Genomic DNA, 23,653 nt, shown 5'->3' with positions numbered 1-23,653 from the left:
CGAGATGCAATTCCCCGAGTCCTGGCTGCGCGAATTCTGCGACCCGCAGCTCAGCAGCGAAGCCCTGGCCGAGACGCTCACGATGGGCGGATTCGAGGTCGAGGAGCGCCGGCCGGTGGCGCCGCCGTTCAGCAAGATCGTGGTCGGCGAGATCAAGGAAGCCGTCCAGCACCCGAACGCCGATCGCCTGCGCGTGTGCCAGGTCGATGCCGGGCAGGGCGCCTTGCTCAACATCGTCTGCGGCGCGCCGAATGCGCGCGTCGGCATCAAGGTGCCGCTGGCGCTGGTCGGTGCCGAACTGCCGCCGGGCGAAGACGGCAAGCCCTTCCTGATCAAGCTCGGCAAGCTGCGCGGCGTCGAGAGCCAGGGCATGCTGTGCTCGGCGCGCGAGCTCCAGCTCAGCGACGACCATGGCGGCCTGCTCGAGCTGGCCGCCGATGCGCCGATCGGGGCCGACATCCGCGAGGTGCTGAAGCTCGACGATTCGCTGCTGACTCTCAAGCTGACGCCGAACCTGGCGCATGGTCTGAGCGTCTACGGCATCGCGCGCGAACTCGCCGCGCTGACCGGTGCACCGCTGAAGAAGCCCGCGATCGCGCCGGCGGCGGTCGGTTTCGGCGACAAGCTGGCGGTCAAGGTCGACGCGCCCGAACTGTGCGGGCGCTTCTCCGGGCGCATCGTGCGCGGCGTCGACACCCAGGTCGCGACCCCCGCCTGGATGGTCGAGCGCCTGGCGCGCTGCGGCCAGCGCAGCGTGACGCCGCTGGTCGACATCTCGAACTACGTGATGTTCGAGTACGGCCAGCCGACCCACATCTTCGATCTCGACAAGATCCATGGCGGCCTGACGGTGCGCTGGGGCCGTCCGGGCGAACAGCTCAAGCTGCTCAACGGCAACACCGTCACGGTCGATGAGAAGGTCGGCGTGATCGCCGACGAGCGCGAGGTCGAGTCGCTGGCCGGCATCATGGGCGGCGACGCCACCGCGGTCTCGGACGACACCCGCAACATCTACATCGAGGCTGCCTTCTGGTGGCCCGAGAGCATCCAGGGCCGCTCGCGCCGCTTCAATTTCTCGACCGATGCGGGGCATCGCTTCGAGCGCGGCGTCGACCCGAGCCGCACGGTCGAGATCATCGAGCGCATCACGCAGCTGGTGACCGAGATCTGCGGCGGCGTGGCCGGCGCGATGGACGACCAGACCCTGCGCCTGCCGGAAGCCCGGCCCGTGACCCTGCGCGTGGCGCGCGCGGCGCGCGTGATCGGCATGCCGCTCACGCAGGCGCAGTGCGCCGATGCGCTGCTTCGGCTCTCGCTGCCGGTGGCGGAGGGCGATGGCACGCTGGTGGTCACGCCGCCGCCGCATCGCTTCGATCTCCTGATCGAGGAAGACCTGATCGAGGAAGTGGCCCGCCTGGTCGGCTACCAGAACCTGCCGACCACGCCGCCGCTGGCCCCGATCACCGCGCGCCTGCGGCTGGAGGCCGAACGCAGCCGGTTCTCGGTGCGCCATCGGGTGGCTGCGCTGGGCTACCAGGAGACCATCAACTTCAGCTTCGTCGAAGCGCATTGGGAGCAGGACCTGGCCGGCAACGCCGACCCGATCAAGCTGCTGAACCCGATCGCCAGCCAGATGAGCGTCATGCGTTCGTCGCTGCTCGGCTCGCTGCTGCAGGTGCTGAAGTTCAACCTCGACCGCAAGGCGACGCAGGTGCGGGTGTTCGAACTCGGCCGCGTGTTCCTGCGCGACGCTTCGGTCGCCACCACCGACAGCACCGTCAAGGGCGTCCACCAGCCGATGCGGCTGGCCGGCCTGGCGTGGGGCGATGCGGCCGATGGCCGCTGGGAAGGCAAGGCCGAACGGGTCGACTTCTTCGACATCAAGGGCGATGTCGAGGCCCTGCTGGCGCCCCGCGTGCCGACCTTCGAGGCGACCGAGCACCCGGCGCTGCACCCGGGACGGGCAGCGCGCGTGCTGCTCGACGGCCGCGAGATCGGCGTCGTCGGCGAGCTGCATCCGCGCTGGCGCCAGAAGTGGGACTTCGCCCAGGCGCCGATCCTGTTCGAACTGGCGCTCGATGCGGTCACCGCACGCCCGGTGCCGGTGGCGCAGCCGGTGCCCAAGCAGCAGCCGGTGGAGCGTGATCTGGCGCTGGTGGTGGCCGAGGCGGTCACGCACGACGCGCTGATGGGCGCGATCCGGGCCGCTTCGGACGCCAGCCTGCTGCGCGATCTGGCGCTGTTCGACATCTACCGCCCGACCGTCGGCCGCGATGGCGCGGTGGTGGGCGGCGGCCTGGCGGCGGGCGAGAAGAGCATGGCCGTGCGGCTCAGCTTCAACAGCGACAGTGCGCTGACCGACGAACAGGTCGAAGCGGCGGTGCGCAAGATCATCGATCAACTGGGCGCCCGGCTCGGCGCCCGACTGCGGGTATGAACGCCATGGATTTCACGCTCGAGGCCCTCGAAACGCCGGCGCTCACCAAGGCGCACCTGGCCGACCTGCTGTTCGAGCAGATCGGCTTGAACAAGCGCGAGTCCAAGGACATGGTGGAAGCCTTCTTCGACCTGATCGCCGGCAGCCTGATCGAAGGCACCGACGTCAAGATCTCGGGCTTCGGCAATTTCCAGATCCGCGTCAAGGCGCCGCGGCCGGGGCGCAATCCGCGCACCGGCGAGGCCATTCCGATCGGCGAGCGGCGCGTCGCGACCTTCCACGCGAGCGCCAAGCTGAAGGAACAAATCCACGGAAGCATCGACGCCGTGGCGCCTCAAGAGGTGGAATGGAGCGTCGGCGCCGAATAACATTGGTGATCCGTGCGCCGGTGGAGTAACCTATGAGGTTTCGCTCGCACTGTCTTGATTTCAATGGAGAAAACACTCCCGCCGATCCCCGTCAAACGCTACTTCACGATCGGTGAGGTGGGCGAGTTGTGCGGTGTCAAACCGCATGTGCTGCGCTACTGGGAGCAGGAGTTCACGCAGCTCCGCCCGATGAAGCGGCGCGGCAACCGGCGCTACTACCAGCACCACGAGGTGCTCATGATCCGCCGCATCCGCGACCTGCTCTACGACCAGGGCTTCACGATCAGCGGGGCGCGCAACAAGCTGCAGGAACTGGTCCAGACCGAGCGTGACCGGCGCCGCGCCGGCGAGATTCCGCTCGAGGGCATGGAGGCGATCGAGATCGACCAGGAGGAGTTCGACGCCGCGGTGCAAGATGGCATCGAGCCGCCGCCCGAGGGCGTCGAAGCACCGGGTCGCACCATCGATCTGTCGCAATTGCTCTACTTGCGGCGCGAACTGACTGAAATTCGTGAGCTGCTCGGCGCGAGTCACTGATTTCAGGCGGCTATAATCGAGAGCTTCGGTGTGTGGCGCAGCCTGGTAGCGCACTTGCATGGGGTGCAAGGGGTCGAAGGTTCGAATCCTTTCACACCGACCAAAATCGTTAGATAGATCAACGGGTTACGCTCACAAGGCGTGACCCGTTTTTCTTTGTCCGTGACAAATTCGGGGGGGCCGTGACAAACCCGGCCCGAATCAGCCCTTCCCACGCCCCCCAATTGCAGACGGCAAAGGGGTGGAAGAGGGCACCTTGCGGCGGTACACCCGCTTCGTCACCTTCACGTCTTCGTGGTGCAGCAGCTCCTGCGCGGCCACGTCGGACGCCGAATCGGAGCCGGCCTTCGCGCGCATGTCGTGGAAGGTGATCTCGCGGGACTCCAGCTTCAGCTTCGTGCGCACCACCCGCCACAGGCTCTTGAACGACTCCTTCGCGTAAGGCTTGCCGTTCTTCGTGATGAACAGGTAGTCGCTCGGCAGGCTGGCGGCGCCGCCGCGGCGCTTCTTGCGCAGCTCGAGCGCGCGGCCGAGAGCCCGCCAGAGGTCGGGCGTCATCGTGTAGCTCTTGGCGGTGTGGCCCTTCTCGTTGCGCTTCTTCGTGACGCGCAGCTCGATCTGGTCCTGGTCGAAGTCGCCGATCCGGATGTCGAAGATCATCCCTTCCCGGGCGCCGGTCTGGGTCGAGATCTCCAGCATGCACTGGAGGACCGGGCTGGCCGCGGCGTAGATGTCGGCGTAGCGCTTGTCGCTCACGTACATCGTGCGCGGCCCTTCGGGCAGGTACTCGATGGCCTCGCAGGGGTTGAACGTGGTCAGGCCCCAGCGCACGCGCGCCAGGCGGAACATGCGCGACAGCAGCTGGATGTCCTTGTTGGCAGAAGCGGCCCGGCCCTTGTTGTCGTGCAGGTGCTGGGTGATCGTGACCGCGCTGAGGAACCCGGGCAGCAGGCCCTGGGCCTCGCGATCGTCCAGCGGAGCAACGACGGAAGCACCGCCCAGAACCAGATCACGATCAGCACGCACAAGGCTCGCGCCGACAAGGTGAATAGCATCGCCGCCCGGATCTGGGATCAGGCCGCAGGGTATGTGGAGACGCCGATCTACCCTTTCACGGCGGCGGCCTACGTGGCTGCCGACGGGGGGGTGGTTATGGCGCAAGAGGTGACGATGCCTGCAGTGTTCTATGCCTATCAGGGGTACCACATTGCTGGAACAGCACGAACAACGCCCGGTCCGAGGAGCTGGCGGCCAAGGCCACCTTCAAGGACCCCTGGAAGCGCGGGCAGCGCTGCATCATCCCGGCGGCCAGCTTCGACGAGCCGAACTGGGAGAGCGGGAAAAACCAGTGGTGGCAGTTCCGGCGCGCCGACGGCGATCCGTGGGGCCTGGCCGGCCTGTGGAGCACCTGGACCGACAAGGCCACGGGCGAGGTGCACGAGAGCTACACGATGCTCACGCTGAACGCCGACCACCACCCACTGATGAACCGGATGCACAAGCCAGATCCGAAGCTGCCGCCCGACCAGCAGGATAAGCGCTCGGTGATCGCGATCGAACGGGGCGACGTCGACCAGTGGCTTGCGGGCACCATGGACGAGGCAAGGCAATTGATGCGCCTGACGCCGGTCGAGGTGTTCGACGCCGGGCCTATCATGGCGCCGGGCTGATGCAATCTGGCGGCCGCAAGCCGTGACGAACGGCATCAGCTGGCCGCTCGACCCGGCCCAGCAAGCGACAGCTGTGTAGAAGTTGCTGTCCTTCCCTCACGCGGGCCGAGCTCACGCTGTGAGGCCGGGTCCGGTCCCGGGGGCGAAAGCCTCGACATCCGTTCCGCGTCAGAATCCCGATCGCCTCGTCCCGGCGGCCACCGAGAAAACTGGCTGGGCGCGCTTGCACGCGCTATCACTTTGCGAAACAATTTCCGCCTCACTTGCACGCTCATCACAAGCGGGGACGGGGCCAGCGCCTGACAATCCGTGCTGGCGCAGCGCAATGCAGTGCGGGCAGTCACATGCCTGAAGGGGGTCGTGATGGTGACGTCATTTCGGGCACTGGGTGCCTTCGCACTTGTCCTCGTCGTATGTTTCGCCAGCGCCGGCATCCTAGCGCCCAACACGGCGCTTTTACCGGGGCAAGCCATCAGTTCCGACAACGGCCGCTACGTCCTCGTGATGCAGGGCGACGGGAATCTTGTCTACTACCGGACATCGGACTGGACCCCGCGCTGGAACAGCCAGACTCAGAGTCCCGGTGCGTTCGCCCCCATGCAGGGCGATGGCAATCTTGTCGTGTATGACGCCAACGGCGTCCCGCTCTGGGCCTCGCAAACGAGCGGCAACCCGGGTGCGTATCTGGCAGCGCAGGATGACGGCAACCTAGTCATCTATGGCGGCGGCCGGGCGCTTTGGAACATCGGCTCCGACGCACAGCCCATATCGAGATGGGCTCTGGTCAATACGAATGAGTTTCGCTTGGGCAGCGATCCCGCAATTGCTCTCACACGCTCCCAAGGCATCGCCTTCAACATGCAGAGCAATTCGATCGCATTTTCGGGGCGAACCGGCCTGAACACGACAGATTTGAATTTCAATAGTATCAAGTCCAATACGGTCGCTATAACCAGTGCCATCCACAGCACATACCGTTCCGATCACATTGGGTGCATCGATGTCTATCAAGGGCAGATATTTGTACCTCTTGAGGACGAGGTGACCGGATACCAGCACCCGGCTATCGCAACCTATGATGCGAACAATCTTTCGTTTACCGGTCAGATCGCGGCTCTGCCTCTTGATGTCGACCAGAGTGACGGGGTGCCGTGGGTGGCAGTTGATTCGGGGCGTCAGATGGTGTACGCGATGAAATATCAAAATGCCACCAAGCTGAACATGTTCACGCTCAGTTCCGTGTGGAATGGGGTTCCTGTGCGCACGCAACTGAACCTGTCTCAGCCGTTATCCTTGGTCCAGTGCGGCAAGGTAAGTGGCAATTACCTGTTCACGTTCGGGAACGACCCCCAGATGACCGTCAATATGATTGACTTGAAGACCGGAACAGTCACTCCGGTTTTACACTTGGCTGATTATGTCGGACAAGCGTCAACGAGTCATCGTTTTTGGGAAGCGGAAGGACTTGCATTTTTTACGGACGGGAACGGCGCTAGCCTGCACCTCACAGCGATTTCCAGTGAGTCGGTTCTAGGTTTTTCAACGCGTGCCCGTTTAACGGTCTTTAACTTCAAGCAGCAATAGGGGTCGTGAGTCTGAGGGTGCTGACGGCCCGATGCTATCCAGAAGTCCGTGGTGCCCTGGATCTTATTGAACGACTTCTGCGCCGCGAATGTGCCGATGACAGCTTCCCCGTCAGGAGCCGTCATTTGGAGCCGGACCCTGAACTTGAGAACCAGTCTGCTGCTGTCACTGCGAGCCGAAGGACAGCAACGGGCCCGATTCGGTGCATCTGTCGAAGCAGGCCGCCGCGAAAGAAGTCAGTGTATCGGCACGATGCTCGACGCTGGTTAGGCAGCCAGCTTTCCCCGTGACAAACGCGCCACCGTCAGAGGGAGCCGGATGTGGAAATGCTGAGATTTCCGCCCGTCGGTTTGTCACGGGTGTTACCGCAAAGCCGTTCCATGACAACGCCTTGCGACGGAATTGCCCCCCTCATGGGGTGCAAGGGGTCGAAGGTTCGAATCCTTTCACACCGACCAAACTTGACAGGGGTTAGCAGCGTAGTAGTTGCTAACCCCTTCGTCGTTTCAGAGGCCGGGTGTCATCGAACACGTCGGCGCGGGCCTGCTCCCTGGACCTGTACACCTTCCTGGCCGTGCGCTCGGCCTCCTTGGTCGGACATTGGCTGAACCGGACAGGCCATCCGGCTTCTTGAGACGAGGGCAGGAACTGCCTACCATGCCCGCAACTCGCCACCGACCGTGCTGCGCGCTCGTCGGCCCGGAAAAAGACGGACACGGCGCGGGGGACTGAGTAATATGGAAGTTGTAAATTTGTCTTGCAGCTAGGAACCATGATGCTCGACGCCAGCGGAGTTACGTCTTTGCGGCTCGCAAGGCTCTTGTTCGGGTTCCTGCTGCTGTGCGCCGCGAGCCTGTTCGCGTCGTCATTTGCTTGTGCGCAAGCCACCGGCGCCTCGCCGGCCTCGGCGCGATCCGGCAGCATCGTCGGCATCGTCGAAGGCGAGGTCGCGCTGATCCGCCAGACCACGCGCTACGCCCTCGCCGAGGGCGTGCTGTTGAATGATCAGGACATCATCGAGACGGCGCCCGGCGCCTTTGCCCAGATCGAACTTCCCGGGGGCGTCCTCGTCGGCATCGGTGAATCCACGCGGCTGATGCTGGCGCCTCGCGTTGGCAAGGGGCTGACGGCGCCGCCGCTGTATCTGCTCGAGGGCTGGCTCAAGACCACCGCCCCGGGCGCCTTCGGCTACGTCGGCCCCGGCGTCGAGGTGGCGACGCAGGCCGCCGCTGCCGTCATCCACACCAAGGGGGCGCAGTACGAGTTGTTCGTCGAATCCGGCTCCGCCAGGCTGACGCTGCGCGATGGCTCGCAGACGGTCATGCAACTGGCCGGCGGCGACTTCGCACAGCGGCGCGAAGGCACCACGCCGACGGTCGGGCAGCGTGCCGCGCCCGAGTTCGTGAGCAAGGTGCCGAGCCAGTTCCGCGACTCGCTGCCCGCGCGTGGCGAGCAGCGCGCCAAGCGCAACGTCGCACCCAAGGCGCGCGGCGAAATCACCTACGCCGATGTGGCCGCCTGGCTGCGCACCGAACCGGCGCTGCGGCTGCCGCTGCTGCCGCTGTGGCAGTCGCGTGCGGCCGACCTGGACTTCCGTGCGGGAGCCAAGGCCGATCTGGCGCAACACCCCGAGTGGGAGCGCTATGCCGACCCCGAGGGGTATGCGCGCCGCCTGGCCGAAGAGGCCGAGCGTCGCCGGGCGCGGGAGGCCGCGGCCGCAGCGGCACGGGCCCGGGCGGCTGCCGCCGCCGCTGCCGCAGCCCCCGCACCTGCACCTGGATCCATCCCCGCAGCCTCGGGCACCAGCACCGGGCGCGGCACGTCTCAGTGAACCGTTCCCTGTCGTGGCGCAACCCAGCGACTACCACGACCAGGATTGGAGAATTTCATGAGCCTTCTACTCAAGTTCAATCTGATCTTCCTGGTTGTGTTCGTCGCAGGTGTGGCCGGCACGGGCAAGATTTCCTACGACCTGCTGCAAGCCAACGCCAAGCAGGAAGTGCTCAACCATGCTCGCCTGACCATGGAAAAGGCGATGGCGGTACGCGCCTACACCAATGACCAGATCCGTCCTTTGCTCGAAACGCAGATGAAGTACACCTTCCTGCCCCAGACCGTGCCGGCCTATTCCGCCACGGAAGTGCTGGCGACACTGGCCAAGAGCTTCCCGGACTACACCTACAAGGAAGCGACCCTGAATCCGACCAACCCGCGCGATCGGGCCGTCGATTGGGAAGCCGACATCGTGAATCGCTTTCGCACCCAGGCCGATCAGAAGGAGTTCATTGGCGAGCGCGAGTCGGGTACCGGGCGGGCGCTCTACATCGCACGCCCGATCCGTATCACGAACGCCGCCTGCCTGACCTGCCACAGCACGGTCGAGGCGGCGCCGCGCACGGTGATCGAGAAGTACGGGCCGGCCAACGGCTTCGGCTGGCATTTGAACGAGGTGATCGGCGCGCAGGTCGTTTCGGTGCCGATGTCGGTGCCGCTGGCGCGCGCCGAACAGACTTTCAAGATCTTCATGGGTTCGCTTGTCGGCATCTTCCTGGCCATCGGCATCGTGTTGAACGTGATGCTCTACCTGCTCGTGATCCGGCCGGTGACGGCGCTGTCGAAGGTGGCCAACCGCGTCAGCCTGGGCGAACCCGATGTGCCGGAGTTCGCGACGGATGGCCGTGACGAGATCGGGACCCTGGCGAAATCGTTCACCCGCATGCGCCGCAGCCTCGATCAGGCCATCAAGATGATCGATACCTGAGGCCCGTACCCGCATGTCGCCGCCCACCCACGTCGGTCCGTACCCGCTCCGCGGCGTGATCGGCTCGGGCGGGATGGGCATCGTGTACCTGGCGCACGATCCGGCGATCGACCGTGCGGTGGCGATCAAGACGATTCACCGCCGCCTGCTCGAATCGGGGGGCGACGACATGAGCGTGGCGGCACGCTTTCGGGTGGAAGCCAAGGCGGCGGGGCGGCTGACCCACCGCAACATCGTCTCGATCTACCAGTTCGGCGAAGACAACGACTTCGCCTACATCGTGATGGAGTACGTCGCCGGACGCAACCTGCGCGACTATGTCCAGCCACCGCGCAAGCTCGAGGTGCCGCAGGTGCTGTGCGTGATGATGCAACTGCTCGACGGCTTGCACTATGCGCACGAGCGCGGCATCGTGCACCGGGACATCAAGCCGGCGAATCTGCTGATTGCCGATGATGGGCGCCTCAAGATCACCGATTTCGGCATTGCGCGAACCGAATCGTCGAATCTGACCCGCGCGAATTCGGTCGTCGGGTCACCCGGCTACATCGCGCCGGAGCAGTACACCAACCGCGAGATCGACCGCCGCGTCGATGTTTTCTCGGCGGGCGTGCTGCTCTATCGGATGCTGAGCGGGACGACGCCATTCGTCGGCACGGACGACGCGATCATGTACAAGATCGTCTACGAGCCTCACAAGCCGCTGAGCGAAGTGACGAACGACGCCAGCCTCAAGCCGTTCGATGCGGTGCTGGACCGCGCGCTGGCGAAGGATCCGGCGCAGCGCTATCCGAACGCGATGGCGATGCGAACGGCGCTGCAGGCGCTCGCCACCGAGACCTTGCCGGAGGTGCTGCCGGCCGACATCGTGTTGGCGCCTGTCATCGAGAGCCTCGAGCCGAGCCTGCCCGTCCCGACGCTGCGCCACGTGTCCGACATGCCCGGGCCGAGCGCGCCGATCGTGCCGACGGTGCCCGACCCGGAGCGGAACGCTCCGGCGCATCCGAAGTCGCTGCCCGTCACCGTCCCGCCTTCGATTCCCGCGCCCACCGGATGGGACACCGTCGCGCTGGCCGAGGTCGAGCGCGAACTGGCCCAGCACGTGGGCGCGGTGGCGCGCGTGATGGTGCGCCGCGCCGCGCGTGGGTTGTCCACGCTGGCGGAAGTGCGCCATGCCGTCGCCAGCGCGATCACCGACATCGAAGCGCGCGAGCGCTTCCTGGCCAGGGCCGGCGTGCCGCCAACCCAGAGTGCGGTGTCGGCTGGACGAGCCTCTGGTTCCAAGGTCACGAGAGCGGAGGTCGCGGCGCCGAACGGCATGCCCATGCGCGAAGGCGATGTCGACAAGGCGGCCGCTGCACTCCTTTCCTCGCTCGGGCCGATCGCGCGGGTGGTCGCGAAGCGCTGCGCCGCGAAATCGAACACCCGCGAGCAGTTCGTTGCCAGCGTCATGGAACAGCTCGCGCCCACCGTCGATGCCCGCCGTGTGCAGGCCGACTTGTGGCGAGCCTTGGGTTGAATCCGAACGGGCCCACCGTGATCGCGCTGCATGTCATGCGCCGCCCCGGCGCCACCGAGCCCGATGCGACGGCGCTTCCGCTTTCGCCGGAGGGCGTCATCATCGGCCGCTCTCCCGAATGCGACCTGGTGCTGGCCGACCCGCTGCGCGGTGTGTCGCGCCAACACGCGCAAGTCGTCATGGACGGCCAGGACGCGCTCGTGCGCTGCATCAGCGCCACCACTCCCTTGTGGGTGAACGACACGCAGCTCGCCCCGGGTGACCAGCTGGGCCTGTCGGTGGGCGACTGCCTGCGCATCGGCGGGTTCGAGCTCGCCGTCGAGTGCATTGCGGCGCCGGCGGCTCCGCGGGCGCGTCTGGATCGCTGGTTCGATCTGGACGGCGCGCTCGATCCGCTTGCCGCGCAATCGCCGCTGCCGGCCCTGGCGCCGGCGCCCGAAGTGGCATCGGCGCCCGAGGCGGTGTCAGCGAGCGCGGTGGTGTCCTGGAAGACGGATCCGCTGGTCGTGCGGACCGGCACGCCGATGGTGCACAACGCGCCCTCGTTGCCACCGCCTTCGCTGCCCCGGCAGGTCGCCGAGTCGGCAGATCCGCCGCGGCCCGCCACCGCAGCGGCGGCCGCATCGACCGCGCCCGAGGGCGGATCGCCGGATCTGGCCGAGCTTGCCGCGGCATTCGGTCGCGGCGCCGGACTGGGCTGCGCCCAGGTGCCGCCGTTGACGCCGGAGTTGATGGAACATCTGGGCGCACTGCTGCGGGCCACCGCCGAGGGCACGCTCGCGCTGCTGAAAAGCCGCGCGGTCGCGAAACGCCACATGCGTGCCGAGGGCACGGTGATCGCGCCGCGTCAGAACAACCCCCTGAAGTTCTCGCCGGACGCGACCGAAGCCTTGACCCGGATGCTGCAGCGTGCCCCGAGCCCCGGCTTTCTCGACCCCGTGGCGGCGCTGCGCGATGCGAATCGCGACCTGCTGGTCCACCAGGTGGCGATGGTCGCCGGCATGCGCGCGGCGGTGTTCGAGCTGTTCTCCCGCCTGGGGCCCGAGGCCGCCGAGAACGCGGAGGGACCGCCGCGCGATCTTCTTGCGCGCCTTCCCAAGCGCCGCGCCGCGGCCCTGTGGGAGCGCCATCGACTTCAGCACGCCCACCTGCTCGCGCACCTGGATGACGACTTCGAGACCATCTTCGGACGGGAATTCCTGCGCGCCTACGAAGCCCAGTCGCGCGTGAACGCCGATGCCGATGCCCCACCGCCGGAGTCGCCATGGCCCAACGCGCGTTGAACTACTCGGTCGCCGCGCTGTCGCGAACCGGGCGGCGCGAGTGCAACGAAGACGCCTTCGGCTATTGGCAGGGCGCCGACGCCCTGGTCGCTGTCCTGTGCGACGGTGCGGGTGGACACGGCGGCGGCCAGACGGCTTCGCGCGCGGCCGTGACGCATGTGCTCGAAGCCTTCGCGCTCCGACCCGAGGTCAGCCCGAACGCGCTGAAGCGCCTTGTCCAGGGGGCCAACGACGCGGTGGTCGCGCAGCAGGTCGCCGGTACGACCACGGCCGACATGCGCACCACCATCGTCGTGCTGCTGCTCGACCTGCGCAGTGGCGCGGCGATCTGGGCCCATGCCGGCGACTCGCGGCTGTACCGATGGCATGACGCCCGGTTGCTCGGGCGCACGCGTGATCAAAGCCTCGCGCAGAGCTTGCGCGATGCCGGGCTGAACGCGAGCGACGCCGCCCCGGGGCAACTGACTTCGGCGCTTGGCTCGCCCGAAGGCTTCGACGTCGAGATCCTGGAAACGCCGCAGCTGCTGGCTTCCCGCGATGCCCTGCTGCTGTGCAGCGACGGCCTCTGGTCGGCGTTCGACGATCTGGCGATGGAGCGCAGCCTGGCTGGCTGCAGCGGCATCCAGGCCTGGCTCGATCGACTCGAAGCGGGTGTGCGGCGAGCCGATCGCAGCGACCAGGACAACTATTCCGCGCTCGCGATCTGGTGCGAGCCGGGTTGAATACCGAGCAGTTCGAGCAGCAGTGCCGGCTCCGGCGGCCAGGCCGCGGGCCGCGCAACGACATCGTGTGCTGCGGCGAGCGGCCACCAGAGGCTGGCCGGCGCCTGCGGCCAGGGCTCGGCCGGTTTGAAGTCCTGCTCCGGACGGGGCGGCAGGGCGGCGATCGCGGCCTCGAGCGCCTCGGGCCCCTCTGCGACCGCGTCGAGCAGCGACGCGAGCCGTGCGGCGCCTTCGCCCGGTGAGGGCAGGGTGTTGAAGCGTTCGGCCAGCGTCAGCGGAAAGGCGCGTCCGACACGATCGTGCGACGCCGTGATGATGCCGCACCAGATCTCGCCGGGCGTCGGCAGCGCCAGATAGCGCCACGGCGCGAAGGTGCTCAAGCGTTCACGCAGCGCGGCGGCGTCCAGCGTCGTCGCGGCGAGCGCGAGGCCGCTTTGCAGCCATCCATCCCAGTCGCTGCGCCAGCGTGCGGGCAGGCCGCGGCCGACGAAGTCGCCACGCGCGGGCAACTTGCCGTACCAGGAGACGCGACGCGAGGGCGACTTCACCATGATGCCTGCGGGCATTGAAAACGTGCCAGTTCCCGGAGGGTCCAGACATCGGCGTCTTGTGTCCCGGCTGCGCTCGCCTCGACGTCGAGGGTGCGCGTATCGACGACGAAGGTCAGCCGCGCCGGCGCACCGTGCTCGCCCTTCCAGTCGCCGCGCAGCAGCACCCGGAGCCAGGCGAACGCACCTTCATGGACTTCGGCGCCGACGCCGGTCGGGCCGGGCGGCAGCACGCGCAGCAGCACTTTCTGCGTCGATGCCGGTCCGGGCCAGACCAGTTCCTTGGCGCGTGGCGGGCCGTTCTCGAAGCGCAAGAGCTGGCCATCGACATCGATGCTGAACTGCAGCAACTCGGCATCCATGCGCCGCGGCGTGATGCGCAGTTTGAGCTCGGGCAGCGGCGCACCCTGGGGAAAGAACAGGCTGCCGATGGCCGCCGCCCGCTCGAATGCGTCCGAATTGCTCGAGGTGCTCGAATTGGCGCCCGCGCTGCGCGCCTTCCACGGCCGGGTCGACGTGTCGACTCTTTCGGTCAACTGGTTGCGCCGGAATTCGTCGAACAGGCCACCGGGTCCGAACAGGCGCGCGAAGTCGGACGGCGCCATGTCCCGCGTCGCGGTGGCACTGAACGGAAAGCGCTCGCGCGTCAACGTGCTGCAGGCCTGCGCGAGTTCGACCAGCGCGACGTCGAAACCCGGCTTGGCGCGACCGCGCGCGCGGATCAAGGTCCCGAGGTCGGCATACAGCCTGCGCAGCGGCGCTGGCGCACCGGCCGCCTCGGTGCGCAAGGTCGCGTCGAGTTCGGCGCTTCGGGTCTCGTCGCGCTTGCCGGCGACCAGGGCGTGAAGGCGGTCGAGCGTTTGCGGTCCGGGACCGGCCGCGTAGTCGCCGAGGGCACCGAAGCGTGCCCGCAGCGTGCCATCGAAGGCGATCTCGGCGGCGCTTGCGCCTTGTGAGGTCGCGCTGAAGTCGTCGGCCAGGCGTGTCAGGAGGCGGCGCAGCGGCGAATCGGGCGCCGTGAGTTCAGTGGCCTGGCGCGAGGCATCCATCGCGTCACTGCCGGGTGCCAGCACAAGGGCATCGAGTTGGCGCGACCAGGTGGCGATCACGCGTTCGGCCTGGCGTTTGCCGACCTGGGTGGCGATTTCGTCACGCCAGGCGCGGTCCTTCTGCAGGCGTCGCACTTCGCCGCCGGTATCGCCGAGCACCCAGTCCGCCTCGTTCGCGAGTTCGTCGAAGGTCGTCTCGAGCGCTGGCGCCAGATTGCGCCGCCAGTCGCTGGCGCTCGAATGCGCCGGCATCGGCCCGGCGCTCGACGCCGCGAACAAGAGGGCGCTGGCCGCGCCGAGGCGCGTCGGCAGATCCTGCGGCGGCTCGGGATCGGGAACGCGTCGCAGCAGGTGTTCGTGCACGCGTTGCGCCAGCGGCAGTGCCGCGAGGGCGCTGCGCGCCGCGCCTACGCCGGCGTCGTCGGGGCGCATGGCCTCGGGCAGCCCGCTGCGTTCGAGCAGGTTCCCGGCATGGCGCGCCACCTCGCCGCGCTCGCCGGCGCTGCTCGCCTGTGCCAGCGTCTGCTCGACCCAGCCGCGCAACTCGCCGCGGTTCAGCCGAGGCGGGTTGGCGAGCATCAATGAGGTGCGCAGCGCCTCGTAGCGCGTCGCGCTGTCCCCGGCCTCGCGCAGGTCGCGCCGCAATCGCTCGATGAGCAGCGGCGCCAGGCTCCGGTCCAGCATCTCGCGATAGACCTGTTCCGACGAGCGCGCCAGCCGCGGTCCCTGGAACAGCCCGAAGCCGAAGCCCGCAGGCGGCGCACCCGGATCGATGCCGTCATTCGCGGCCAAGTCGTCGAGCACCGAATAGAGCGGCAACACCTGTTCGAGACTGGCCGATTCCAGCGGGCCGATGCGCCGGGTCAGCTGCTCGACACGCGTGCGCACGGCGTCGACATAGTCGAGGTTGCGCCGCCAGCTCTGCCACCACAGGGCGGAGGCGGCGAGCAGCGCGGCACCGGCAAAGGCGGCGCCGAACATGCCGAGGCGCCGACGCCGCTGCAGCCGCTGCAGCCGCTGGCCTGCCAGGGGCGCTTCGACGATCACCAGGCGCTTGAGCAGCGCATTCAGGAAGAACGACTTGCCACCGGCATCGGGGCGCGGCAGCGGCTTCAGCGCCAGGCCGTGGCTGCGCGCGAGTTCGCCGATCACCCGGTCGATCGGATTGCCCTCCTGCGTGCCACTCGTCAGCGCGATCGACCGCAGGCGCTGCGCCGGCGCGGCGGCAACGTCGGCGAAGGCCTCGCGCACGAATCCTTCGAGGGGCGCGAGCAGGGTCTTGAACTGTGCCGCGAAGGCGTAGATCGGCAGGCGGCGCTGCGGCATGCGCTCTTGCTGCAGCAACTCGGGCGTGCGTTGCGCCAGGCGCTGCGCGAGGTCGTCGAGGCGTGCTCCAAGATCGGCCGGGATGCCTGCGACATCGGCGTCGAACACCAGGCCCCAGAGCTGTTCGCGTTGCGCGGCGTCGAGATCGCCGAAGGTCTCGACGAAGCCGGCGAGCAGGTCGGCCTTGGTCACCAGCAGGTAGACCGGAAAGGCGAGATCGAGCTCGCGGCGCAGTTCTGCCAGGCGCGATGCGACGGCTGCCGACTGGCGCGCGAGTTCCGCGCCGCCTTGCAGCAGGTCGGGCACGCTGACGCTGACGATCACGCCGTTGATCGGCTGCACCGGCCGGTGTCGGCGCAGGAGCGCGAGGAACCGCTGCCATTCGTCGGCATCGGCCACGGCGTCGCTGTCCTGCGTCGTGTAGCGCCCGGCCGTGTCGATGAACACGGCGTCCTCGCTGAACCACCAGTCGCACTGGCGCGTTCCGCCGATACCCGCGAGCGGGTCGCGTCCGAGCTTTTCGGCGAGCGGAAAGCGCAGGCCTGAATGCCATATCGCGGTGGTCTTGCCGCCCCCGGGCGCCCCGATGATGAGGTACCAGGGCAATTGCTGCACCTGTCGCCGGCGCTGCCACCAGCGCTGCGCGCCTTGCGCCACTACACCCTGGCGCAGCATCGCGAGCGCCTCGCGGAAGCGCTGGTTCAGCTCGACGCTGGCGTCGCCGGATTCGAGGCCCTTCAGCAATTGCTCGTTGCGCCGCCGGGCCAGCCACCCGCGCAGTCCCCGCAGGCCGACCAGCAGGAGCGCCACCAGCGCCAGCAAGGCCACGCGTGCGCGCGGGCCGTCGAAGGGGTGCCAGCTGCCAAAGGCCAGCAGCGGTGCCGCGAACCACAACAAGGCGCCTGCCGCGCCGAGGTTGACGGCGCGTTGCACGAAGCGTGGCGAGGTCTTCATTCCGGGAACAGGACGATCTCGACGCGTCGAAGTGGCGCGCCGGCCGCGGCGTCGACGCGGGCCTCGACCGCCAGCCGCTCATCGCCGAGTTGTGGACGCAGGACGTCGGCGGCGCCGCGCGCCCATTCCATCGCCTGGTGCCAGGCCGAGGGCGTGCGCGCCGTCGGGGGATCGCTGCCGTCGGTGTAGCCGACGACGAGCACCTTGCCCGGCACCTTCTTCAGCGCCGAGCCCAGGCGCGTCAACGGGCCGGTGGCGTCGTCAAGCGCGTTGGCGCCGATGACGACCACGCTGCGCAGCGCTTCATCGCGCACCGACAGCCGGCCCGCATCGATGTCGTCACGCAGGCTCGAGGCCAGCCGCGGCGGCCCCTTCGCGGTGGCCACCACCGGCTGCGCAGCGACGGCGGGTGCCGGTACGAGTCGCTGCAAGGACGCCAGCACGCCGTCGACGCGCGCTGCAAGCTGAAGCTGGCTGGCGGTGTAGATGCCTACGGCAAGCACGCCGAGCAGCAGCACCGCCGGCAACGCGACACGTGACGCCCGCGGTGGGCTGGCCGCAGCGGGCGCGCAGTGCCACGGCGCCACCAGCGCCGGAACCGGAGACGCCTGTTCGAGCGCGAGGTGCACGCGCGTGCGCAGGATTTCATGGTCCCGGCTGTCGGGCGCCATGCCCGCACGCAGCCCGAGACTCAGGCAGGTATGGAAGAGTTCGAGCAGCGCGCGATGCTCGCGCGGCTTTTCGGCCAGCCGCGACAGCAGGCGCAGGAGCTTGTCGCCGCCGTCGGCCTCCCCGTGAAAGCGCTGCAGCAGTCCGGCGGCTCCCGCGCCGAACTGCTCATCGCCCCAGGCGCAGAGCACAAAGCTCGCGGCCGCGACGCTGGCCTCATCGACACCTGCGACGCGCGCATTGGCCTCGAAATGGGTCACCGCCGCTGACAGCGTCCGGCGCAATTCGGCCGGATCGACGGGCGCCGAGTCGCGCAGGCGTGACAGCAGGGCAACGAGGGGGAGTGCTTCGACGCGCAGTGCGCGCGCGGCGGCCGGCTCGTCGACGCCGGTGCCCATCACTTGGCCCACCCCAGTTGCAGCCGGCGCGCCTGCGCGTCGAGGCGCGCACGCGCCAACGATCCACCCGGCAAGGGCAGGACGGCACGCCACTGCGAGCTCTCGATTTCCCGAAACGCACCGAACACCGCGACGGCACGCGCGTCGCCGCGCAGTTCGAGGTCCAGCTCGCGCGCCTCGCCGGGGCGCAGGAACAGACTCTGGCGCGCGAGCATGTTCGATCCGAGGGTGGCTTCGTCATCGTCGTAGAGGCTGTCGAAGCTCGCCTTCTCGAACCCGCTCGCATCGCTCAGCACATAGACCCGCAGCGCCAACGAGGCCGATGCATCGCGCGCATCGGTGTTCAGGCTGCGTTGCGCCTGCACGAGCAGCTGCAGGTTGCGTTTCGGCCCGGCCAGCGTCGGTGCCGGCGCGGGGTTGAACATGAAATTCACGACCATCGACGTGTTGACCCAGGGGATCTGGCGCTCCTGGGTGTCGCGCAGCACCTTGATGCGCACGGTCTTCATCATTTCCTCGACATCCACCCCCGGGGTTCGCATCTCGGAGGCGAGGTAGCGCGTGTAGATGCTGTTGCCGCCCACCGGGCCGTCCTCGGCGACGCGACCGGGCGCCGCGGAGAAGGCAATGAGGGCACCCGGCGCCGCCATCTCGGCCAGGCCGTTGGCGTTGCGCGAAGCGGCACGGCGTGACGCGAAGGGGTCGTTGCGGCAGGCGTCGATGATGAAGATGCGCGCGCGCGGACGCACCCGGTCGACATGCGTGAGCAGCGCTTCCTGCATGTCGATGGCCTCGTCGCGCACTTCGGCCTCGTCGCGCAACGCGATGTCGACCGGCAGCAGGAAGTTGCGGCCGCCGATCTGTATGCCGTGGCCGGCGTAGTAGAAGACCGACGCGACCTGATCGTCGTCCATGCGGCGCGCGAATTCCCGCAGCACGCGCTTGAAGTCGCGGGCATTGAGATTCAGATGCTCGCCGACCTCGAAGTTGAGGCTGCGCAATGTCTGCGCGACCAGGCGAGCGTCATGCTCGGGATTGTTCAGCGGGATTTCGGGGTACCGGCCGTTGCCGATCACGAGTGCGACACGGCGTTGCCCTGGTGAGTCGACCGGGGCCTGCTGCGCTTGCGCGAGGCCGGCCCGGCTCAAGCCGAAACCGGAGCCAAGGCAGGCGAGCAGGCGACGGCGATTCATGGTGACGGCCGAAAGAATGGATGCTGCGGACCTCGAGGACTCCACGGGCTATCGAATGCCATTCTCGGGCGAGCGTTGCGGCGGCACAAGGGGAGGGCGGGCCGCCGCGATCCGGTCCGCCTTGGCGTTGCGCAGCGAATGCTCAGGCGCCGCGGAACTGCACACGACGGTTGATGGCCGAGTACGGATCGGTGTCTTCGATCGGCTGGCTGGGGCCGTACCCGACCGTCTTCAGGCGTGCGGCGTCGATGCCGTGCTCGTGAACGAGATAGTCGCGCACGGCGCGGGCCCGGTTGCGCGAGAGCTCGAGGTTGTAAGCCGGGCTGCCCTTGGCGTCGGTGTGGCCTTCGACCGTGACGACGCTTCCGGGTGCCAGCAGCTTGATGCCCTTGGCGAGTGCGTCGAGCTGGATCCGTGCGGCCGGCAGGATCTCGGCGGAATCGAAAGCGAACCGGACCGGCAGGGACAGCGCCGAGGCGGGCGCCTTCGAGTCATTGCGCGCGGCACGGGTGGATTCCGAGGGACGTGCCGATGCATTCACCCGGGAGCCCGTCGCCACCGCCGTGGCCTTCGCCGGTGCGGCGGGCGCATCGTCGAGCAGGCGGATCGAACGGGTATTGCCGAGTACGTCCGCCACGTCCTGCGGGATCACGAGCTGACCTTCGCGGTAGACCATGACCTTCTCGGCCTTCACGAGGGGGGTGGCCAGTGCGGCGGCGATGGCGAGGGCGAGGGTGCTGAGGTAGCGGATCATGGGAGGGCTCCTTGGGTGTGGGGTTCGTCGATGCCCATGGGTTGCGTTCGCCGCCTGCCCGGTTCACTCTTTCTCGACCGAGCCGATGCCGCGGATGGAACGTGTCACCGCCGGGTTGCCGTGGTAGCGCACATTGCCGACACCGCCGATGCGCACCGCCAGCGTGGTGCTGGCGGCGAGTTGCACTTCACCGTTGCCATCGATGGCCACGTCGGCGCGCTCGCTGGCGAGTCTGGGTGCGGAATAGGTGCCGCTGCCGGCGATGGCGAGCTGCTGCGCCGCCACCTTGCCGCCGCCGACGGCGACATCGCCGGCACCGGTGATCCGCACGTCGAGGCTGCGCGCGTTGTCCAGGCGCTCGAGGCGGATCGAGCCGCTGCCCGCCAGCACCAGTGCGAGCGTGTCGCTGCGCAGGGGTCCGATGCTGATCTCGCCGGCGGTGCGCGACTCGAAGGCGCGCAAGGTCTGGACGCCGAGCTTCATCCGGATCGGCTGCTTCGTCTCGACCCGGCCCGGCCCAAGGCCGATGAGCAGGCGCCGATCGCGGACCTCGGTCGTGATCTTGCGCAGCACCGCAGGCTCGGCCTCCAGGGTCAGCGACTCGCGCGGGCCCTGTTCGATGCGGACGTCGCCGGCGACGGCAAACACGACCTCGTCGAAGTCGGCGACGCTGCGGGTTTCGGTGGCTGCCCGTGCGGGCCCGGAAGGGGTCGCGGCAAGAAACGCAGCGCAGCCGGCGGCAAGGGCCGCAGCCCGGAGCGACGGCGGTTGCGGGAAGGCTTGGGTGAACCAGTTCATGACGGGACTCCAGGTTGCGGCGGAATTGGCCTCAGCGCGGCAGCCAGAGGGCGGGCGGGGGCGGGTAAGGGCGCGCCATGCAGGTGGTTCCGCCGAGATCGGCGGTGACGATCAGGGCCCCGCCACGGCGGTCGGTCGCCACCATCCTTGCGCCCAGCCGTGCTTCGGCGCCCAGCGTGACCGGCCCTTCTTCGAACAGCAGCCGGCCGTTCTGCCAGCAGCGGAGTTGGTAGGTGGCGGGTGCCTTCCCGCCCGCTGCCGGCGCCGCTGGCGCGACCGGGGGTGCGACACGGTCGTCGCCACCGATGATGGCCGCGACAGCTGCGGTCGCGCCGCGGGGCCACTGCAGAACGATGCCGGTCACGGCGACGACGGCCACCAGGGAAAGCGCTGCCAGGCAGGCGCCGCGCCGTTCCTGGCGAACAGAGAGGAAATCACTTGGCTTGTACATGGAAGTTCTCCTGGGCGAGCGTGCCGCCGCTGGCTTTGTCGAAGGCGGCGCTGATCATCTCGAGCGTGGCGCCGGGCAGGGGTTCGAAGTCGATGCCGACCACCGCCTGGGGCAGCGAGGACATCACGTCGCGCGGCGTTGCGAAGCAGGTCACTGTCTCGGGCACGCCCTTCGCATTCATCGAGAGCTGGAATCGCATCGAGCCGGGCAATGTCAGAGGCTTGGCCGAAGCGATGCGTGAGTCCCGCGTGAACCGGTTGGGGAAGAAGCGGATGACCTTGGCCTCCTCGTCCCGCAGGTAGCAGTAGACGTGGGCGTCCTGCGACGGCGCCAGGGAGAGGTTGATCGACTCCCCGCGGGCAAACCGCGTCTGCTGGTTCGGGGCCGAGACCGACAGCTTCAGGGGCGTCGCCGCGGGTGCAGGGGACGTCGTCGGTGCGGTGGCTTCAGCCGTCCGTGATCCGAGCGGGGTGGCAGGCGTGCCAGGCGCAACGTAGCGTGCCGGTTGCGCCGGGCGCTTGATCTTGCTGTGGTCTGCAGCGAGGAAGGCGCTGAAGAACTTGTCGTCGAGCACTGCCGCGCGGCTCAGGCCGAGCTGCTCGCGATAGTTGGAGATCGCCTCGTCGATGGCAGGATTGAATTCGCCGTCGATCGGGCCGTCGTAGAACCCGCGGTGGCGCAGCTGGTTCTGGAAGTAGGCGATCAGTTCGATGCGCGTCGAAGCCATCGCGCTGTACCAATCCAGCATCTCGAGACGCGTTTCCTCGTTCGCCTTCGGGTCGGTGACGCCCAGGCAGGACCAGTAGGGGGTCTTCGTCAGCTTGCCGATGAGTTCCACCACCGCCAGTTCGACCAGGCCGCGCAGCGCCTGCGAATTGCCTTCCGAACGTGCCAGGTTCATGCTGTAGTTGATGCCGAACTTCTGGTAGGCGGCATCGCCGTCGATGCCCTTGCCCTGCTTCATGATCACCACGCCATTGCGCGACGTGACCCCCGGCAGCACCCCCATGTCGCTGGTCGACAGCACGCTCAGGTCGAGCGCCAGCATGCTGGTGGACGCATCCTTGGCAACGCCGAGGTTGAAGTACGGGAAGTAGCCGATGCCCATGTCCTTCTGGTTCTTGATCAGGTTCTCGTCGAACTGCGACACGGAGCCCTTGATGTCGTAGCGCGGAATCGCCTGGTAGACCGCCGTGGTCTGCGCTGCCGACAGGAAGCTGACCACGTTCAATGTGTCCTTGCCGAACGCGACCAGGCGCACCGCGCGGCTGCGCCGCGACATGTCCGACACCGCCGAGATCAGCATGTCACGCGTTCCGGCGTTCAGTTTCTTCGTTTCGTCGGTGATTTCCTCGGTCAGCATCGTCACGTCCCGCACGCCGTAGTCGAGCATCAGCGTGTCCATGCAGCGCAGCGCGTGCGAAAAGCCCGTGATCGAGCGCTGGGGCCGTTGCTCGGGGCCGATGCGGATCTCGGCGGTTTGTTCGATGGTTTGCTGCTTGACCTCGAGCGTCTGGCAGCCTGCGAGTGCTGCGATGGCTGCAAGGGCCAGGAAGCGCACGATGCGGGGCGGTTTCATGACATCTCCGTTCTGAGGGATTTCGGGTCACTGGCAACTGCCGCGGCCGACGATGTTGATGGCATTGGGTGCGAACACGAACACCTCGCGCGGAGCGGCTCCGATGCGCCCGCCGGTGTCGATGTTGCCGATGCTCTGGCTCCCGCAGGTGCCCTGGTTCGGGTCCAGGGACTTCCCTTGTTCTTCCGCCTTGCGCTCCTGTGCGCCGATGCGGATCTTCTCCTTCGCGATCTTCGCGCGGAACCGCGAGTCGACCTCCAGCAGTTCCTGCCCCGCGAATGCACTGGCGCATGCGCCCAGCGTGATGGCGACGAGGATGATGCGGGAGGTGCGGACGAGGGGTGCATTCATGGGGGTCTCCTTGCTGGAAAACCGCCAGCGCCGTTGGCGCTGGCGGATGTGGGACGAAGGCACGGTGCTGGTTACTTGGCGACTCCGATGCTTTGGGCGGCGGTGGACAGGAAACCGCTTGCGGTGTTGTTGGAGTTGGTGGCGATGACGGTCGAGTTCGTCAGCTTGCCGTTGCCTTGCGCGCCACCGATCTGCTGGCTGGCCGTGGACAGGAAGCCGGATGCGGTGTTGCTTGCACCATTGGCGATAACGGTCGAGTTGCTCACCTTGCCGTTGCCCTTGGCGAAGCCCACTTCCTGCGTGGCGGTGCTGAGGAAGCCCGAAGCCCTGTTGTTCAGGTTCGTTCCGATGACCGTGCTGTTGGTGAGCTCGCCGTTGTCCCGTGCACGGCCGACGTCTTGGTTCGCCGTCGACAGGAAGCCCGAGGCGGAGTTGTTGGCGCCGTTGGCGATCACCGTGCTGTTGGTGATCTTGGAGTTCCCCTCGGACACACCGATGTTCTGGCGCGCCGTGGCCAGGAAGCCGGACGAGGTGTTGTTGGCGTTGGTGGACAGCACCGTCGAGCCGGCGATTTCGCCGGCCATCGCGCCACCGAAGGCGAAACCGAGGGCGATGACGAGGGATGCTTTGCGAACGATTTGCATGATGATCTCCAGGGAGTGATGACAGGGTTTGAGGTTGGGCTTGCCGAATTGCTTGCCT

20 protein-coding genes, 1 tRNA gene and 1 pseudogene are annotated in these 23,653 nt (G+C 67.7%); 11 read left to right on the top strand and 11 right to left on the bottom strand.

Annotated features, from left to right (window positions below; translation table 11 throughout):
* Positions 1-4: 4 nt before the first annotated feature.
* The 4 genes from pheT (at position 5) to QTI68_RS21650 (ending at position 3,445) form a co-directional block, all read left to right on the top strand.
* Complete coding sequence (gene pheT, locus QTI68_RS21665; RefSeq protein ID WP_286524350.1) at positions 5-2,437, top strand: phenylalanine--tRNA ligase subunit beta; 2,433 nt, start codon at positions 5-7, stop codon at positions 2,435-2,437.
* Positions 2,434-2,805 carry an integration host factor subunit alpha gene (locus QTI68_RS21660; protein ID WP_286524349.1) on the top strand — a complete coding sequence of 124 codons (372 nt, stop codon included), beginning with the start codon at positions 2,434-2,436 and terminating at the stop codon, positions 2,803-2,805. Before pheT ends, QTI68_RS21660 begins: the two co-directional genes overlap by 4 nt.
* Before the next feature lie 63 nt (positions 2,806-2,868).
* On the top strand, positions 2,869-3,342 hold the full coding sequence (locus tag QTI68_RS21655) for a MerR family transcriptional regulator (RefSeq protein ID WP_286524348.1): 474 nt from the start codon (positions 2,869-2,871) through the stop codon (positions 3,340-3,342).
* Between the two features lie 26 nt (positions 3,343-3,368).
* Positions 3,369-3,445: transfer RNA gene (locus tag QTI68_RS21650), tRNA-Pro, on the top strand.
* A 98-nt stretch (positions 3,446-3,543) separates the two neighbouring features.
* Here QTI68_RS21650 and QTI68_RS21645 read toward each other — a convergent pair.
* The gene (locus QTI68_RS21645; protein WP_286524347.1) at positions 3,544-4,368 is read right to left on the bottom strand and encodes a site-specific integrase; all 825 of its coding nucleotides are present in this window, start codon (positions 4,366-4,368) and stop codon (positions 3,544-3,546) included.
* A gap of 191 nt (positions 4,369-4,559) precedes the next feature.
* Here QTI68_RS21645 and QTI68_RS21640 point away from each other — a divergent pair.
* The 7 genes and pseudogenes from QTI68_RS21640 to QTI68_RS21610 all read left to right on the top strand — a co-directional run.
* A pseudogene (locus QTI68_RS21640) lies at positions 4,560-5,012 on the top strand (SOS response-associated peptidase family protein); the annotation flags it as partial.
* 309 nt (positions 5,013-5,321) lie between these two features.
* The gene (locus QTI68_RS21635) at positions 5,322-6,596 is read left to right on the top strand and encodes a hypothetical protein (protein WP_286524344.1); all 1,275 of its coding nucleotides are present in this window, start codon (positions 5,322-5,324) and stop codon (positions 6,594-6,596) included.
* 772 nt (positions 6,597-7,368) lie between these two features.
* Complete coding sequence (locus tag QTI68_RS21630) at positions 7,369-8,427, top strand: FecR family protein (protein WP_286524342.1); 1,059 nt, start codon at positions 7,369-7,371, stop codon at positions 8,425-8,427.
* 57 nt (positions 8,428-8,484) lie between these two features.
* A complete protein-coding gene (locus QTI68_RS21625; protein ID WP_286524341.1) occupies positions 8,485-9,357 on the top strand; it encodes a Tll0287-like and HAMP domain-containing protein in 873 nt (290 codons plus the stop codon).
* Between the two features lie 13 nt (positions 9,358-9,370).
* Positions 9,371-10,876, top strand: a complete 1,506-nt coding sequence (locus QTI68_RS21620) for a serine/threonine-protein kinase (protein ID WP_286524340.1) — start codon at positions 9,371-9,373, stop codon at positions 10,874-10,876.
* Positions 10,873-12,159, top strand: coding sequence for a type VI secretion system-associated FHA domain protein TagH (gene tagH, locus QTI68_RS21615; protein WP_286524339.1), 1,287 nt, complete (start codon positions 10,873-10,875; stop codon positions 12,157-12,159). The genes QTI68_RS21620 and tagH overlap by 4 nt, the downstream gene beginning before the upstream one ends.
* Positions 12,141-12,881 carry a PP2C family protein-serine/threonine phosphatase gene (locus QTI68_RS21610; RefSeq protein WP_286524336.1) on the top strand — a complete coding sequence of 247 codons (741 nt, stop codon included), beginning with the start codon at positions 12,141-12,143 and terminating at the stop codon, positions 12,879-12,881. The genes tagH and QTI68_RS21610 overlap by 19 nt, the downstream gene beginning before the upstream one ends.
* Here the strand turns inward: QTI68_RS21610 and tagF are convergent.
* From tagF to QTI68_RS21560, 10 genes are all read right to left on the bottom strand, one after another.
* Positions 12,845-13,447 carry a type VI secretion system-associated protein TagF gene (gene tagF, locus QTI68_RS21605; RefSeq protein WP_286524334.1) on the bottom strand — a complete coding sequence of 201 codons (603 nt, stop codon included), beginning with the start codon at positions 13,445-13,447 and terminating at the stop codon, positions 12,845-12,847. The two genes, QTI68_RS21610 and tagF, sit on opposite strands and share 37 nt — an antisense overlap.
* The gene (gene tssM / locus QTI68_RS21600) at positions 13,426-16,758 is read right to left on the bottom strand and encodes a type VI secretion system membrane subunit TssM (RefSeq protein WP_286524331.1); all 3,333 of its coding nucleotides are present in this window, start codon (positions 16,756-16,758) and stop codon (positions 13,426-13,428) included. Before tssM ends, tagF begins: the two co-directional genes overlap by 22 nt.
* Positions 16,755-17,825: a DotU/TssL family secretion system protein gene (locus tag QTI68_RS21595; protein WP_286524330.1), complete on the bottom strand. Its 1,071-nt coding sequence runs from the start codon at positions 17,823-17,825 to the stop codon at positions 16,755-16,757. The genes tssM and QTI68_RS21595 overlap by 4 nt, the downstream gene beginning before the upstream one ends.
* Entirely contained in the window at positions 17,825-19,018 is a 1,194-nt protein-coding gene (tssJ, locus tag QTI68_RS21590; protein ID WP_286524328.1) for a type VI secretion system lipoprotein TssJ, read from the bottom strand. Before tssJ ends, QTI68_RS21595 begins: the two co-directional genes overlap by 1 nt.
* Positions 19,019-19,160: 142 nt before the next feature.
* The gene (locus QTI68_RS21585) at positions 19,161-19,772 is read right to left on the bottom strand and encodes an OmpA family protein (RefSeq protein WP_286524327.1); all 612 of its coding nucleotides are present in this window, start codon (positions 19,770-19,772) and stop codon (positions 19,161-19,163) included.
* Positions 19,773-19,835: 63 nt separating this feature from the next.
* Positions 19,836-20,570 carry a GIN domain-containing protein gene (locus QTI68_RS21580; protein ID WP_286524325.1) on the bottom strand — a complete coding sequence of 245 codons (735 nt, stop codon included), beginning with the start codon at positions 20,568-20,570 and terminating at the stop codon, positions 19,836-19,838.
* Between the two features lie 31 nt (positions 20,571-20,601).
* The gene (locus QTI68_RS21575; RefSeq protein ID WP_286524323.1) at positions 20,602-21,021 is read right to left on the bottom strand and encodes a hypothetical protein; all 420 of its coding nucleotides are present in this window, start codon (positions 21,019-21,021) and stop codon (positions 20,602-20,604) included.
* Complete coding sequence (locus tag QTI68_RS21570) at positions 21,005-22,600, bottom strand: DUF4384 domain-containing protein (RefSeq protein WP_286524321.1); 1,596 nt, start codon at positions 22,598-22,600, stop codon at positions 21,005-21,007. The genes QTI68_RS21575 and QTI68_RS21570 overlap by 17 nt, the downstream gene beginning before the upstream one ends.
* A 27-nt stretch (positions 22,601-22,627) precedes the next feature.
* Positions 22,628-22,951 (bottom strand): hypothetical protein, encoded by a 324-nt coding sequence (locus tag QTI68_RS21565; protein ID WP_286524319.1) that lies wholly within the window; start codon positions 22,949-22,951, stop codon positions 22,628-22,630.
* 71 nt (positions 22,952-23,022) lie between these two features.
* Positions 23,023-23,535, bottom strand: coding sequence for a hypothetical protein (locus tag QTI68_RS21560; RefSeq protein WP_286524316.1), 513 nt, complete (start codon positions 23,533-23,535; stop codon positions 23,023-23,025).
* Between the last annotated feature and the right edge of the window lie 118 nt (positions 23,536-23,653).

Source organism: Variovorax sp. J31P207, assembly GCF_030316965.1.
GTDB classification, from domain to species: Bacteria; Pseudomonadota; Gammaproteobacteria; order Burkholderiales; family Burkholderiaceae_C; genus Variovorax; species Variovorax ginsengisoli_B.
The sequence above is the reverse complement of the archived record's forward strand: the minus strand, read 5'-3'. Positions and strand labels throughout refer to the sequence as shown.

Coding starts and splice junctions, on each gene's coding strand:
- pheT (WP_286524350.1), top strand. CDS start 5: ATGCAATTCCCCGAGTCCTGGCTGCGCGAATTCTGCGACCCGCAGCTC.
- QTI68_RS21660 (WP_286524349.1), top strand. CDS start 2,434: ATGAACGCCATGGATTTCACGCTCGAGGCCCTCGAAACGCCGGCGCTC.
- QTI68_RS21655 (WP_286524348.1), top strand. CDS start 2,869: ATGGAGAAAACACTCCCGCCGATCCCCGTCAAACGCTACTTCACGATC.
- QTI68_RS21630 (WP_286524342.1), top strand. CDS start 7,369: ATGATGCTCGACGCCAGCGGAGTTACGTCTTTGCGGCTCGCAAGGCTC.
- QTI68_RS21625 (WP_286524341.1), top strand. CDS start 8,485: ATGAGCCTTCTACTCAAGTTCAATCTGATCTTCCTGGTTGTGTTCGTC.
- QTI68_RS21620 (WP_286524340.1), top strand. CDS start 9,371: ATGTCGCCGCCCACCCACGTCGGTCCGTACCCGCTCCGCGGCGTGATC.
- QTI68_RS21610 (WP_286524336.1), top strand. CDS start 12,141: ATGGCCCAACGCGCGTTGAACTACTCGGTCGCCGCGCTGTCGCGAACC.
- tagF (WP_286524334.1), bottom strand. CDS start 13,447: ATGCCCGCAGGCATCATGGTGAAGTCGCCCTCGCGTCGCGTCTCCTGG.
- tssM (WP_286524331.1), bottom strand. CDS start 16,758: ATGAAGACCTCGCCACGCTTCGTGCAACGCGCCGTCAACCTCGGCGCG.
- QTI68_RS21595 (WP_286524330.1), bottom strand. CDS start 17,825: ATGGGCACCGGCGTCGACGAGCCGGCCGCCGCGCGCGCACTGCGCGTC.
- tssJ (WP_286524328.1), bottom strand. CDS start 19,018: ATGAATCGCCGTCGCCTGCTCGCCTGCCTTGGCTCCGGTTTCGGCTTG.
- QTI68_RS21585 (WP_286524327.1), bottom strand. CDS start 19,772: ATGATCCGCTACCTCAGCACCCTCGCCCTCGCCATCGCCGCCGCACTG.
- QTI68_RS21580 (WP_286524325.1), bottom strand. CDS start 20,570: ATGAACTGGTTCACCCAAGCCTTCCCGCAACCGCCGTCGCTCCGGGCT.
- QTI68_RS21575 (WP_286524323.1), bottom strand. CDS start 21,021: ATGTACAAGCCAAGTGATTTCCTCTCTGTTCGCCAGGAACGGCGCGGC.
- QTI68_RS21570 (WP_286524321.1), bottom strand. CDS start 22,600: ATGAAACCGCCCCGCATCGTGCGCTTCCTGGCCCTTGCAGCCATCGCA.
- QTI68_RS21565 (WP_286524319.1), bottom strand. CDS start 22,951: ATGAATGCACCCCTCGTCCGCACCTCCCGCATCATCCTCGTCGCCATC.
- QTI68_RS21560 (WP_286524316.1), bottom strand. CDS start 23,535: ATGGCCGGCGAAATCGCCGGCTCGACGGTGCTGTCCACCAACGCCAAC.